Genomic DNA, 13,303 nt, shown 5'->3' with positions numbered 1-13,303 from the left:
CCGGCCACGTCAGCCGATCTCCGCCAATCCTTGTCGAACGCGCCGCCAGCTGGTCAGCACGCAGAGTGCGGCCGCTGCCCACGCGATCCATCCCACGATGGCGCCGTCGATCCAGCCCGGCGCCAGCAGCACGCCGATCAGGCCGATCACGAACGCCCGGTCGCTCTTGCCCATCGGCCCGTCATAGCGCCGGCTGGCCCCCACCATCACGCCCAAGACGCCAGCGTACTCGCAAACCGCGGCCATCCACGTCAGCGCCCACAACGCGGTGGGGTTCACCCCCGGCACGCTGAGCAGGCTGAGGTAAAGCGCGGCGTCGGCGACGATGTCGCACAACTCGTTGAGATACGCACCCAGGCGCGACTGCTGGCCAAATTCCCGGGCCAGCATGCCGTCCACGGCGTTGAGCGCCATGCGCAGCAGCATCCACAGCGGCAGGGCCAGATACAGCAGCGGGTGCAGGGGCGCCCAGCGCCACACGGCAGCGGCCACCACCAACGACACCCCCGCGGCCAACACCGTGACCGTATTGGCGGTGATGCCCGCGCGGTAAAGACCGCGTACGCCCGGGCGCAGCAGATCCTGGAAGCGCCCTTTCAATGCATAGATCGACATGCCGTGCTGTCCTCCTGACGTTCGCTAATCTACCTGTCGGCGCCGATGCAGGGAAACGCCCGCCGACGGCATCGGCTCACTCCGCTGCCAGCAGCTGCTGCCAGAGCTGCAGGAAGCGGTCGGAGTACCAGTAGCCTTCGCTGCGCATCAACTGTTCCGGCAGACCTGCGGCGAGCACGTAACGCGTGGTGAAGCGCTGTTCGAACTGCCGCTTCAGCCGGGCCAGCTGCGCCGGGTCGCTCTCCAGCATCGCGCAGGCCAGCATGCCCAGCCAGCCGTCCACCTCGTCCGGTTCGCGGGTGAAGGCCTGGTCGAACAACCGCTTCGCATCCTGTGGCCGGCCCAGGTCCAGCAGCATGTAGCCGTAGTTGCGCTGCGCGTCGATGTTGTCCGGCTGCGCCTGCAGCACCTGCTGCATGCGGATGGCCGCCTCGCCGGTGCGGCCCAGGTGGAACAGCACGTAGCCGGCGTGTTCCTGCAACGCCGGGTCAGGCTGCGCCTGCGCCGGCTGCGCGCGTTGCAGTGCGTCCAGGCGCACCCACGCCGCCTCGAAGTCCGGCGCGGCCGCCGCCGGGTTGCCGGCCGACAGTGCCATCGCGGCGCGGTTGAACCACGGCCGGTAATCGTCCGGTGCGTCATCGATGGCGGCCTGCAGCGCACGGCGCGCGGCGTCCGCATCGCCGGTGTCGGCCAGCGCGCTGGCCAGGTTGAGGTGGATGTCCATGCGCTGTCCGCGCTGGGCCGAAGCATCCAACTCCGGATCGCCCTGCAGCTTCAACGCGGTGCGGTATTCCTGCACGGCCTTGCGCGGCTGCTTGAGCTGCTGCAGGTACAGGTTGCCCAGGTCGTAGTGCGCATCCAGGCGCGCCGGCTGCAGCCGCATCGCCGCGCGGTAGGCGTCCACCGCCTGCGGGTGCTGGCCGCTGTCGCCCAACGCATTGCCCAGGTTCACGCGCAGGCCGTAGTCGTCCGGAAAGCGCGCCACACCGTTGGCCGCCACCACCGCCGCCTCGCGGGTATCGCCCAGCTGCAACAGCATCGCCGCGTAGTTGATGAAGGCATCGGGCGACAGGTTGCCCGGCAGCTTCACCAGCTGGGCGTAGTAGCGCCGTGCCTTGTCGGTCTGGCCGGTACGGCTGTAATGGGTGGCCAGGCGCTGCTGGATGTCGAGGTTGCCCGGCTCCAGCTGGGCGGCGCGCAGCAGGTCCTTCTCGGCCGCGCCGTCATCGCCCAGCTCGTGCAGCACGTTGGCGCGGTTGAGCAGGCCAAGGGTCTTGAGCGGAGCGCGCTGGAGGTAGTCATTGAAGGTGTCCAGCGCACGCTGGTGCTGCCCCAGCCGGGCCTGCGCCACACCGAGGTTGAGCCAGCCGGTGTCCAGGCCGGGATCCAGCCGCACCGCCTGCGCGAACAGATCCGCAGCGGCCTGCCACTGCCCTGCCCGCGTCTGCGCCTGACCCTGGTTGAACAGCAGCTGCGCCTGGTTTTCGGTGGGCAGGCGGGCGGCCTGCGCGGCTACCGCCGCGGCATCGCCCTTGCCGGCCTTGCCCAGCAGCGACAGACGGTTGGTCAGCGCCTTCGCATTGCCCGGCGCCTTCGCCAACGCACGGTCGTAGGCGGCCAGCGCCTCACGCGTGTGGCCCAGCCGTTCCTCGACCACGCCGATGTTGAGCCAGGTATCGGCGTCGTCCTTGCCCAGCGCCAGGGCCGCCTTGAAGTCCTGCAGCGCCCCGGCCGCGTCGCCCATGTCCAACCGGGTCACGCCGCGGTTGTAGGGATACAGCGGCTCGGTGGGGTCCAGCTGCATCGCCCGGGCATCGTCGGCCAGCGACTGGCTGGAGCGGCCCAGCGCGTGCTGGGCCAGCGCGCGGTTGCCGTAGTAGCCGGCCACCTGGGGCGACTGCGCGATAGCCTGGTCCAGCAGGTCCAACGCGCGGCGCGGCTGGCCCAGGTGCTGGTAGGCCTGGGCGGCATGGAAGGGGATGTCCGGGTGCAGCCCGGTGCCTTCAGGGTCGCGGCGGTAGGCGTCTTCGTAGGCGGCGTGCACCTCCAGCATCCGCGCGTTGGCATGCTGCTGGTTGAGCACGTACAGGTAATTGCGGAAGAAGCCGCTGGTATGCCAGCCCGCCTGCAAGGCCGCGGCGTAGTCGGCCAACGCGCCCTGCGCATCGCCCGCCTTGGCCCGCGCACTGCCACGCAGCTGCAGGCTTTCGGCATCGCCCGGATCGCGCTGCAGCGCCTGCTCAGCTGCCGCCAGCACCCCGGCGTCATCGCCGGTCGCCGCGGCGATGTAGGCCTTCAGGCGGTACAGGCCGGCCTGGTCCGGCGCCAGCGTGATGGCTTGCGCGATCAGCCGGCTGGCCTGTGGCCAGTCCTGGTCTTCGTAGGCCCGGTAGGCACGCTGCTCAAGGTCGTCACTGCTGGACCCGTCGGCATCGGCCGGCGCGCCGGCCCCGTGGGCGGCATCCACTGCCACCGGCAGCGCCGCAATCTCCACGACCTGCACCGGTGCGTCGGCCGCCCCGCGCGCGGTGTCCTGCGCCTGCACGGCGGTGCCGGTCCCGGCGAATACCACCAGGCTGGCCAGCAGCGGCCCCTTCCATGTTGCTGTCGACACGTTCTGGACCTGCAAATCCCTGGCAGAGCGCGCAGCCTACCCCAGCGCCGCCGGCCTGCGGGGGCCGGGCGGTGTGCCGGATGCGGCTGCCGGGGGCAATATCGGCCGGGCGGCGCCCGCCACCGGCCCCCACCGCCTACAATATTGGCCCCGCTCCGCTGCCGATTGCCCTGTCCCCATGACTGCTGATCTGTTGCCCGTTCGTCGGGCCCTCCTGTCCGTCTCCGACAAAACCGGTCTGATCGACCTGGCCCGCGCCCTGGCGGCGCGCAACGTGGAGCTGCTGTCCACCGGCGGCACCGCCAAGGCGATCCGCGAGGCGGGCCTGGCCGTCAAGGACGTGGCCGACGTCACCGGCTTCCCGGAAATGATGGACGGCCGGGTCAAAACCCTGCATCCGATGGTGCACGGCGGCCTGCTCGGCCGTGCCGGGCTGGATGACGCGGTGATGGCCGAACACGGCATCGGCGCGATCGACCTGCTGGTGCTGAACCTGTACCCGTTCGAGTCGGTCACCGCCAAGGCCGACTGCACGCTGGACGATGCAGTGGAGAACATCGACATCGGCGGCCCGGCGATGCTGCGCTCGGCCGCGAAGAACTTCGCGCGCGTGGCCGTGGCCACCGACCCGTCGCAGTACGCCGAGCTGCTGGCCGAACTGGACGCCAACGACGGCAAGCTGTCGGCCGCCAAGCGCTTTGCCTTCTCGGTGGCCGCGTTCAACCGCGTGGCCCAGTACGACGCGGCGATCAGCAACTACCTGTCGGCCGTTGCCGCCCGCGATGCGGCGGTGCCGGTGCGCAGCGAATTCCCGGCGCAGATGAACTCCAGCTTCGTGAAGGTGATGGACCTTCGCTACGGCGAGAACCCGCACCAGAGCGGCGCGTTCTACCGCGACCTGTACCCGGTGCCGGGCACGCTGGCCACCTTCCAGCAGCTGCAGGGCAAGGAGCTGAGCTACAACAACCTGGCTGACGCCGATGCGGCGTGGGAATGCGTGCGCCAGTTCGACGCGCCGGCCTGCGTGATCGTCAAGCATGCCAACCCGTGCGGCGTGGCCGTGGGTGCCGGCAACGGCGATGCCTACGAGTTGGCCTACGCGACCGACCCGACCAGCGCCTTTGGCGGCATCATCGCCTTCAACCAGCCGCTGGATGCCGCCACCGCCAAGGTGATCCTGGACCGCCAGTTCGTTGAAGTGCTGATCGCCCCGGACTACGAACCGGCCGCGCTGGAATACGCGCAGAAGAAGGCCAACGTGCGCGTGCTGCGCATTCCGCACGGGCAGGGCCGCAACAACTACGACACCAAGCGCGTGGGCTCGGGCCTGCTGATCCAGAGCGCGGACAACCGTGGCATGGCGCGCGACGAACTGACCGTGGTGAGCACGCTGGCCCCCACCGACAAGCAGTTTGCCGACCTGCTGTTCGCCTGGAAGGTAGCCAAGTTCGTGAAGTCCAACGCCATCGTATATGCCAAGGACAACCGCACCATCGGCGTGGGCGCCGGCCAGATGAGCCGGGTGTACTCGGCGCGCATCGCCGGCATCAAGGCGGCCGACGCGAACCTGGTGGTGGAAGGCTCGGTGATGGCCTCCGATGCGTTCTTCCCGTTCCGCGATGGCATCGATGCCGCCGCTGCGGCCGGCATCAAGGCGGTGATCCAGCCGGGCGGCTCGATGCGCGACAACGAAGTGATCGCCGCCGCCAACGAACACGGCCTGGCCATGGTGTTCACCGGCGTCCGTCACTTCCGCCACTGACCCCTGGAGCGACACGGATGTCCCCGCAGCCCATGAAAACCCTCGCCGCCCTGGCCATTGCCAGTGCGGCTGCGCTGGCCGGTTGCACCCCGGCCAGTGAACCGGCGGCCCCGGCCGCTCCCGTTGCGGCGCAGACGCCCGCCGCACCGGTGGCCCACGTCAGCCGCACCGCGCGGCTGCAGGCCTTTCTGACCGAACGCTACGGCAAGACCGCAAAACTGGGCGGCACCTGGCGTGGCAGCTGGAGCCAGGATGGCGACACCCGCCCCACCGACTGGCGCGTCTGCGCCGAACAACCGGTAGTGAACGGCGACAGCTGGCAGCAGCTGCTGGCTGTATGCGGCTGGCCGCTGGACGGCGCGCACCCGGACCCGGGCGCGATCGACTTCTTCGTACTGCGCCCCGAGGCCGACCGTTTCGCCGTGGCCGCCGAATTGACCGGCCAGAACTTCGGCAGCCAGGGCCAGCCCGGCACGGTGCAGATCATCCGCGCCGGCAGCGACTTCTACGGGTTCCGCATCGAGCACGGCTGGTTTGGCCAAGGCTATTCGCTGATTACCCAGACGCTGGTGCTGCCCGGCCCGAACGGGCTGGTGGAGGCCGGTGGCGTGCGCAGCCACATCGACAACAGCAGTGCCTACGACTGCGACGATGCCGACGCCGAGCCGGACTGCCAGGCCCGTCTGTTCAACCTCGATTTCGCCCTGACCTTCGACACCCGCGACCCGGCCGCACGGCAGTGGCCGCTGGTGATCGAGGAAACCGGGATGAGCTGTGGCCGCACCCCGGTGCGCCGCGAGCATCGCTTCACCCTGGATGCGAAGACCTGGACCTATGCTTTCCCCGATGTATTGAACCGCGAAGGGTGCGAGTGATGGGGCGCGCGGGCCGTGCAGTGCACCGCCTGCGCCCGTTCGCGCTGGCCTCCGCACTGCTCGTCCTGCTCGCCGGGTGCGGCGATGCCACGCCCGCTTCCGAGCCAGGCAAACCGCGCCGTGTGCTCGATAGCACCGCGCAGGTGGAAGACACCCTGCAGGTGAGCGGCACCGCCGATCAGCGCCTGCTGGGCTTCCTGCATGCGCGCTATGGCGACAACGCCCGGCTGGACGCGCCGTGGCAGGACCAGTGGGACGACACCGAGGTGGAGGCGCAGCGCCCGGTCACGCGCAGCGTGTGTGCCCGTGACACGCGCGATACCGATGGGCATGTGCAGACGCTGCTGGCGGTCTGCCAGACGCTGGACGACGCCGCCAGCGTGGAACCGGGCCGGCTGGATCTGTACGTGCTGCGCGATGGTCCAGCCGTTGGCACCAGCGAAACGCCGCTGCTGGTCATCGCCCAGCGCCTGCAGGGCCAGTACGGTCGCAGGGGCGCGCCGGGCACGGTCCAGGTGGAGCCGCTTGGTCCACAGCGCCATGCGTTCCGGATCACCCATGGCGAGATCCAGCGGGGCGTCACCCTCGCCTCGCGCAGCTATGTGGCCGTGCACGCCAGCCGCCTGCGCGAAGTGGCGCTGCTGCGTGAGCACATCGACAACAGCGCTGCCCGGCCCTGCGGCGACGCGGGCAAGGGCTGCGATGACACCCCGTTCAATGTGGACTTCAGCATTGCCGTGGGCACCGCCGACGCGGTGGACGGGTACTGGCCACTGACCGTCCGCAGCCGTGGGCAGGACTGCGCCGGGCCGGCGCACAGCTACGACCTGGTGGCGTTCGATCCGGTCGCCCGCCGCTACGCGGTGCCGCCGGAACTGCAGCGCGCGGACTGCGCCGAGTAACCGGGCGCCGTTGCACTGGGTGGACCGGCGCCCGGCCGCGCCCATGCAGGCCCGGCCGACACCGCGTAAAATCGCGGGCCTGCCCCCACACGCGAGAACTGCATTGAAGATCCTGGTCATCGGCGCCGGCGGCCGTGAACACGCCCTGGCCTGGAAACTGGCCCAGTCCGCGACGGTGGAGGAAGTGATCGTGGCCCCCGGCAACGCCGGTACCGCGACCGAGGCCAAGTGCCGCAACGTGCCGGTCAAGGTCACCGACCTGGACGGGCTGCTGGCCCTGGTGGCCGCCGAAGGCATCGGCCTGACCGTGGTCGGCCCGGAAGTGCCGCTGGTGGCCGGCGTGGTGGACCGTTTCCGCGCCGCCGGGCAGCGCATCTTCGGGCCGACCGCCGCCGCCGCGCAGCTGGAAGGCAGCAAGGCGTACGCCAAGGACTTCCTGGCCCGCCACAACATCCCGACCGCGTTCTATGCCGTGCACACCGAGATCGAGCCGGCGCTGGCCTACATCCGTGAGAAGGGCGCACCGATCGTGGTCAAGGCCGACGGCTTGGCCGCGGGCAAGGGCGTGATCGTGGCGATGACCCTGGCCGAGGCCGAAGACGCGGTGCGCGACATGCTGTCGGGCAATGCGTTCGGCGACGCCGGCGCGCGCGTGGTGATCGAGGAGTTCCTCGACGGCGAAGAAGCCAGTTTCATTTCCATGGTGGACGGCACCACCGCGCTGCCGATGGCGACCTCGCAGGACCACAAGCGCGTGGGCGACGGCGACACCGGCCCGAACACCGGCGGCATGGGCGCGTACTCGCCGGCCCCGGTGGTCACCGACGCGGTGCATGCCCGGGTGATGCGCGAGGTGGTCAACCCGACCGTGCAGGGCATGATCGCCGACGGCATTCCGTTCACCGGTTTCCTCTATGCCGGGCTGATGATCGATGCCAACGGCGCGCCGAAGGTGATCGAGTTCAACGTGCGCTTTGGCGACCCGGAAACGCAGCCGGTGATGCTGCGCCTGCAGTCGGACCTGGTCGAGCTGGTACAGGCGGCCATCGACGCACGCCTGCACGAGGTCCAGGCGCAGTGGGATCCGCGCCCGTCGCTGGGCGTGGTGATGGCGGCGGCGCCCTACCCGGAAACGCCGATCAGCGGCGATGTGATCCACGGCCTGGACACGGTGCCGGCCACGGCCAAGGTGTTCCATGCAGGCACCGCGCTGGACGCGCAGGGCCAGGTGGTGAGCGCGGGCGGCCGGGTGCTGTGCGTGGCGGCGCTGGGCGACAGCGTGGGCGAGGCGCAGGCCAACGCGTATGCCGGCGTGGCGAAGGTGACCTGGGACAACGAGTTCCACCGCACCGACATCGGCTGGCGGGCAATCGCGCGGGAGATGTAAGGGCGCACGGATCCGCGCATGGCGTGGAGCGTATGACGTCAGCGGCCCGGCATTGCCGGGCCGTTGCGTTACAGGACCGACGCTTCCGGAAAAGAAAAAGCCCGGCAGTGCCGGGCCTTTCATCACCTCAACGCCGCCCCGCATTACGCGGTAAACAGCGCCTTCATCTTCTTCAGCGCGTTCGCTTCGACCTGGCGGATGCGCTCGGCCGACACGCCGTACTCGTCGGCCAGCTCCTGCAGGGTGACCTTGCTGTCCGCGTCCAACCAGCGACGGCGGATGATGTCGCGCGAACGCGCATCCAGTTCGGCCATGCCTTCGCGCAGCAGCTGCAGCTTGTTGTCTTCGCTGTCGGCACGCTCGTAGGCCATCGACGGATCTTCCGCGTCGGCCACCAGGTACGCAGCCGGCGACGGCGGGGCGTTTTCGTTGTCTTCGTCGCTGGGCGCATCGAAACCGATATCGCGGCCGGACAGGCGCGATTCCATTTCAAGCACTTCGCGCTCGGAAACGTTCAGGTCCTTGGCCACGGCGCGCACTTCGGCCGCGTTCATCCAGCCCAGGCGGGTCTTGGACTTGCGCAGGTTGAAGAACAGCTTGCGCTGCGCCTTGGTGGTGGCGACCTTCACGATGCGCCAGTTCTTCAGGATGAACTCGTGCATTTCCGCACGGATCCAATGCACCGCGAACGACACCAGGCGTACGCCCATGTCCGGGTCGAAGCGCTTCACCGCCTTCATCAGGCCGATGTTGCCTTCCTGGATCAGATCGCCCAGGGCGAGGCCGTAGCCGTTGTAGCCACGGGCCACGTGCACCACGAAGCGCAGGTGGGAATGGACCAGCTCGCGCGCGGCGTCCAGGTCCAGCTCGTCGCGGAAGCGGCGGGCCAAATCCTGCTCGTCATCGACCGACAGCACCGGGATCTGGTGCACGGCACCGATGTAGGCGTCCAGCGAACCGAGCGCACTGGGAATCGGGAGATTGTTTGCCACAAGGGCAGTAGACGTGTTCTGGCTCATAGGGCTCATCTTAGCAGTCTGAAACTTGGACTGCTAAAGGGGAAAGAAGTTCCAGCGTTCTGTTCATGCAACGATGGCACTGATTACCCGGATAACGTACCGCGAAATGATGACAGTGGCGAGAGGGTCAAAAAATAGGTCAAACATCATTAAAATCAATAGCTTGTCTAGATAAATGCGCCCACGGAGCGTCGATTTCCGCTGAACGACCGGGTTCCCCCACCCCATTCAGCCGAAAAGTGTTGGCAGGCATTCAGCCCGGCGAGCAAGGGACGCGGCGCGGCCAGCGGCACCGCACGCAACAGAGTGGGTCGGTGGCCCCCAGCCGGGCAGAGCCCGGCTCTACGAGCGACGGCCGGAGCCGACCGCCGAAGCCGCCATCTCCGGTAGTGCCACGCCATGCGTGGCAGGCCAGACAATGACGAAGCCTAGTAATACCCCGCCATATTCAAGAAGAACCCCTTCTGGTCATACTTCAGCTCGGTCATGTCGTCGCTGAACTCGGTGAAGTTGTAGCCCACCCCGACCTTGAAGTTCTCGCCCACCCGGCGATCCACGCCCAGCAGCCAGCCCTTGCGGACGCCGCCGTCGCGTACCTTCAGCCAGCGGTGCTCGGCCAGCCCTTCCCACTTCTCGAACAGGCGGTAGCGCAGCTGCAGCGCGGCGAAGTCGGCGCGGCTGTCCAGCCAGGCGCCTTCGCCGCGGCCGGTGCGGTAGTCGCCCCAGCGTGAGGCGAGTTTGGCCGCCACTTCCCAGCGCGCGCCCAACTGGCGGATGCCCTCCACCGACAGCACCTGCGAGCGCTGGTCGTAGAGGTTGCCGCCTTCCTGGCCCAGCGAGGCCACGTCGTAGAGATAGGTGAACTTGCCGAAGCCGGCCCACCCGGTAGCGTCGTGCGGGCGCCAGGCAAAGCCCATGTTGGTTTCCACCAACTTGGCATCGGCCACCGGGTTGATCCGGTCGTCGGTGTCGGCGTAGTTGGCGCGCAGCGCAAAGCGCCAGTCTTCGTTGAGCTTGTACAGCAGGCGGTTGGTGGTCACCCACTGCTCGCGCTGCTCGGCACCGCTGTCACGGCGGTACTCCAGCTTGCTGTTCCACTGCGCCACCGCGTCGGTGCGGCCGCCGCTGACGCTGTACGCGCGGCGGTCGATGCGGCCCACGGTGGAATCCAGTTCGCCGTCCATCACGGTGAAGCCCAGGTTCCAGCCCTGCGCGGGATAGAAGTCCATGCCGAAGGTGTGCACCAGCCCGGCGCTGTCCTGGCGACGGTCCTTGAGGTACTGGCTTTCGTTGTACACGTTCACCTGGTTGCTCAGGCGCCAGCGCTGGCCCAGCGTCCAGCCGCTCTGCAGGCCGGTGTCGAACAACGGGTCGGTGCCGGTGCGGTCGGTGCTGTAGCTGTAACTGCCGTACAGGCTGTGGTCCGGCGCCATGCGGTACTCGGCATCCACCTTGGCCCCGTTGCCGCGGCTGCCGCCGCTGACTTCGGCGCCCACGCTGCTGCGGTCGCCGAACAGGTAGCGCGCGCCCAGGGTGAGCAGGTCGTTCTTCTCGTACGCGCCGCCGTCATCGTCCAGGGTCACCTGGCCGGTGCCGTACAGCTCCCACGACGACCCGAAGCGCTGCCGGTAACCGATTGCCGCCAGCATCGCCGACACGTCCTGCAGTGCCTGTTCTTCGCGTACGCGGCGCAGTTCGCCGGTGAGCTGGCCGTCGTTGCCCAGCCGCCACTCGGCGGTGAGCTGGCTCTGCTCCAGGGCCAGCTCGCCCTGCTCGGTGCGGGTGTGGCGGCCGTACAGGCTGACGTCGTCGGTGAGGTAGCCCAGGAACTCCGCGCCGTATTCCTGGATCGGCTGGCCGGTGTCCTGGCGGGCCACCGAGAATCCGGCATCCACGTCGCGCCACCACGCGCCCACGCTCCAGTCCTGCGCGGTCCAGCCCAGCTCGCGCAGGTTGGCGCGCGCTTCCACCGCGCTGGCCGTGCCCGAGCGCCGCCCTTCGTACGGGTTGCGGCGGATGAAGCTCAGGCCGCCGTTGTCCGAATAGAACACAGGTGCGGCAGTCGCATCGGTGCGGGTCTGTTCCACCTTCAGGTAGGTACCGCGCCCGGCCTGCAGGGTCAGGTCGGCGCCCTTGAGGCTGTAGTTTTCGCCGCTGCGGTTTTCGTCGATCCAGGTGCCCCCGATCGCCACGTGGTCGCCGATCCACTGGCGGCCGCGCGCACCGTAGGTGACGTCGTCGCTGCTGAAGCCCAGCGGCACGTATTCGTAGTCCACCAGCAGCAACTGGTCGTAGCCGTCCAGCGGCATGTCACGGGTGATGCTGCGGACGTTCTCGCGGGTGAGCTGGGCCAGCGGGCGGGTCAGGATCAGGCGACCCTGCAGGTCGTCGATCTCGTAGTCCACGCCCTCCTGCAGGGTGGCGCGGGTTTCAGTGCGCCCGGTGGTGCGGTCGCGCACTTCCAGCACCACCTGCTCCGAGCCGGGCAGCACATCGGTGTGGCGCAGGTAGTACAGGCTGCCGCCGGTGCCGAGGAATTCGCTATGCCCCGGTGCCGACTGCGCTTCGGACCCGAACACCTTCAGCTGCGACCGCGCCTCGCCCAGCGGCGTGGCCTCCAGCGAGCGCCAGTTCAACGCGCCGCCGTACAGCGAGCGCACGTACTGGCCGTACTCGGTACCGGTGATGCCGGTGGCGTAGTTGCCCCACAGCGCCTGGCTCTGGTCCCAGTCCACGCGCAGGTACAAGCGGCCCTGGGTATCCACGTCGCGGTAGGTGGTGGAATCGTCGCCGTACACCGGGTAGTACAGGTCCGGGTCGAGGCGGCGGAACACGTCCTGTGCATCGGCCTGGGTGAAGTCGCGGAACAGGTATTTGAGTTCGCGGTCCTGGGTGTCGGCCTGCGCCGTCACCAGGTACTTGCCGCGCATCTTGCCCTTCAGGTAGAACGCCAACCGGCCGTCGCTGAGGAAGCCGTCGGTGTCGCGGTCGTCGGCGGCCAGCGGCTGCACGTTGCCACTGGCGCTGTTCTTGGACAGCGTCACGTCGGCAATGGCCACCAGGAACAGGTAGCGACCGGTCACGTCCACGTCCAGCTGGCGTTGCGCCGAGGGGGCATCGCGCGCTTCCACGCTGACGTCATAGCGGTGCTGGCCCACCGGCTCGAGGAACTCGGCGGCGAACTTCTGCTCCAGGTCCACCGGGAAATCCTGGCCGTTGATACGCACCCGGCTGTTGGGTTCCAGGTTGCGCCCATACAGGCGCACGCGTGAGCCGTGGATGGGAATGTTCTGCAGGCGCAGCGTGCTTTGTCCGTAGATGCTGTTGCTGACCTGCAGGTCCTGCGCGCTGTCGCCGTCGAGCGCCTGGCCCAGGGTTTTCTGCACGTTCTCGCGGGTGACCTGCAGGCCGCGGTCGAAGTCGGCCGGGGTCACCAGCTGGATGCGCTGGATGCGCGTTTCATCGAACGCGCCACCGGCACCGTAGGCACGGGCCACGTAGATCAGGTCATCGCCGGTGCGCAGCTTGATCTGTTCGGGCAGCGTGCCATCCCATTCGGCGTCGCCCACGTAATCGGCCGGCAACGGGATCCGCGCCAGCGGGGTGACCAGGTCGGTGTCGGTGCCGCGGTACAGCGTCACCTCCAGTTTCTGGATGAACGAGGCGTAGTTGTTGTAGCTGTGGAAGCGCAGCGGGCGGATCACCCGGCCGTTTTCGAACGGCACCGTGGCCGCCGCCTGCACGCTCAGGCTCGGCGGCACCATGGTGGGATCTTCGGTGGCCCACACCACGCCGCCGTTGGGCAGTTCGGCCATGAACTGGCCGCCGGGAGCGGCGACATCCGGCGTGGTGGCCGGTGCCAGCGGTACCGCGTTGGCCGCGCGTGGATCGACGCGGCCCGGCAACGGCAGCACCGCGTCATCGTCATCGCCGATGCGCAGCAGCAGGCCGTCGTCGCTGCGGCAGCTGTCGTCCTGGCAGCGGATCGCATCCGCTGCGGTGGGCGGCAGCGCCGTCTGGGCGATGGCCGGCGCGGCGGCCAGCAACAGCGCGGTGCCCAGCGCGAGCGGCGCACGGCGAAGAAGAAGCGCGGTCCAGGTCGAGGGTCTGCTCAGGGTGATATCCATGT

The 13,303-nt window shown here is 68.8% G+C and carries 8 protein-coding genes; 4 read left to right on the top strand and 4 right to left on the bottom strand.

Annotated features, from left to right (window positions below; genetic code table 11):
• Positions 1–9: 9 nt before the first annotated feature.
• Both DX03_RS01705 and DX03_RS01700 read right to left on the bottom strand, forming a co-directional pair.
• Entirely contained in the window at positions 10–615 is a 606-nt protein-coding gene (locus tag DX03_RS01705; RefSeq protein WP_038685845.1) for a CDP-alcohol phosphatidyltransferase family protein, read from the bottom strand.
• Between the two features lie 76 nt (positions 616–691).
• Positions 692–3,229: a tetratricopeptide repeat protein gene (locus DX03_RS01700; protein WP_185753432.1), complete on the bottom strand. Its 2,538-nt coding sequence runs from the start codon at positions 3,227–3,229 to the stop codon at positions 692–694.
• Between the two features lie 178 nt (positions 3,230–3,407).
• Here DX03_RS01700 and purH point away from each other — a divergent pair, with 178 nt between their 5' ends.
• The 4 genes from purH to purD all read left to right on the top strand — a co-directional run bounded on the left by purH (position 3,408) and on the right by purD (position 8,155).
• Positions 3,408–4,991, top strand: a complete 1,584-nt coding sequence (purH, locus tag DX03_RS01695) for a bifunctional phosphoribosylaminoimidazolecarboxamide formyltransferase/IMP cyclohydrolase (RefSeq protein WP_038685843.1) — start codon at positions 3,408–3,410, stop codon at positions 4,989–4,991.
• Positions 4,992–5,008: 17 nt separating this feature from the next.
• Positions 5,009–5,866, top strand: a complete 858-nt coding sequence (locus DX03_RS01690; protein WP_038685842.1) for a hypothetical protein — start codon at positions 5,009–5,011, stop codon at positions 5,864–5,866.
• Positions 5,866–6,768 carry a hypothetical protein gene (locus DX03_RS01685; protein ID WP_038685841.1) on the top strand — a complete coding sequence of 301 codons (903 nt, stop codon included), beginning with the start codon at positions 5,866–5,868 and terminating at the stop codon, positions 6,766–6,768. Before DX03_RS01690 ends, DX03_RS01685 begins: the two co-directional genes overlap by 1 nt.
• Positions 6,769–6,871: 103 nt before the next feature.
• Positions 6,872–8,155 (top strand): phosphoribosylamine--glycine ligase, encoded by a 1,284-nt coding sequence (gene purD, locus DX03_RS01680; RefSeq protein WP_038685840.1) that lies wholly within the window; start codon positions 6,872–6,874, stop codon positions 8,153–8,155.
• A gap of 143 nt (positions 8,156–8,298) precedes the next feature.
• Here the strand turns inward: purD and rpoH are convergent, their stop codons facing one another.
• Together rpoH and DX03_RS01670 are read right to left on the bottom strand one after the other, a co-directional pair.
• Positions 8,299–9,174, bottom strand: coding sequence for an RNA polymerase sigma factor RpoH (gene rpoH / locus DX03_RS01675; RefSeq protein WP_038685839.1), 876 nt, complete (start codon positions 9,172–9,174; stop codon positions 8,299–8,301).
• Positions 9,175–9,602: 428 nt separating this feature from the next.
• Positions 9,603–13,301: a TonB-dependent receptor gene (locus DX03_RS01670; protein WP_051598703.1), complete on the bottom strand. Its 3,699-nt coding sequence runs from the start codon at positions 13,299–13,301 to the stop codon at positions 9,603–9,605.
• Positions 13,302–13,303: the final 2 nt, after the last annotated feature.

It is taken from the genome of Stenotrophomonas rhizophila, assembly GCF_000661955.1.
GTDB lineage: Bacteria > Pseudomonadota > Gammaproteobacteria > Xanthomonadales > Xanthomonadaceae > Stenotrophomonas > Stenotrophomonas rhizophila.
The sequence above is the reverse complement of the archived record's forward strand: the minus strand, read 5'-3'. Positions and strand labels throughout refer to the sequence as shown.

Coding starts and splice junctions, on each gene's coding strand:
- DX03_RS01705 (WP_038685845.1), bottom strand. CDS start 615: ATGTCGATCTATGCATTGAAAGGGCGCTTCCAGGATCTGCTGCGCCCG.
- purH (WP_038685843.1), top strand. CDS start 3,408: ATGACTGCTGATCTGTTGCCCGTTCGTCGGGCCCTCCTGTCCGTCTCC.
- DX03_RS01690 (WP_038685842.1), top strand. CDS start 5,009: ATGTCCCCGCAGCCCATGAAAACCCTCGCCGCCCTGGCCATTGCCAGT.
- DX03_RS01685 (WP_038685841.1), top strand. CDS start 5,866: ATGGGGCGCGCGGGCCGTGCAGTGCACCGCCTGCGCCCGTTCGCGCTG.
- rpoH (WP_038685839.1), bottom strand. CDS start 9,174: ATGAGCCAGAACACGTCTACTGCCCTTGTGGCAAACAATCTCCCGATT.
- DX03_RS01670 (WP_051598703.1), bottom strand. CDS start 13,301: ATGGATATCACCCTGAGCAGACCCTCGACCTGGACCGCGCTTCTTCTT.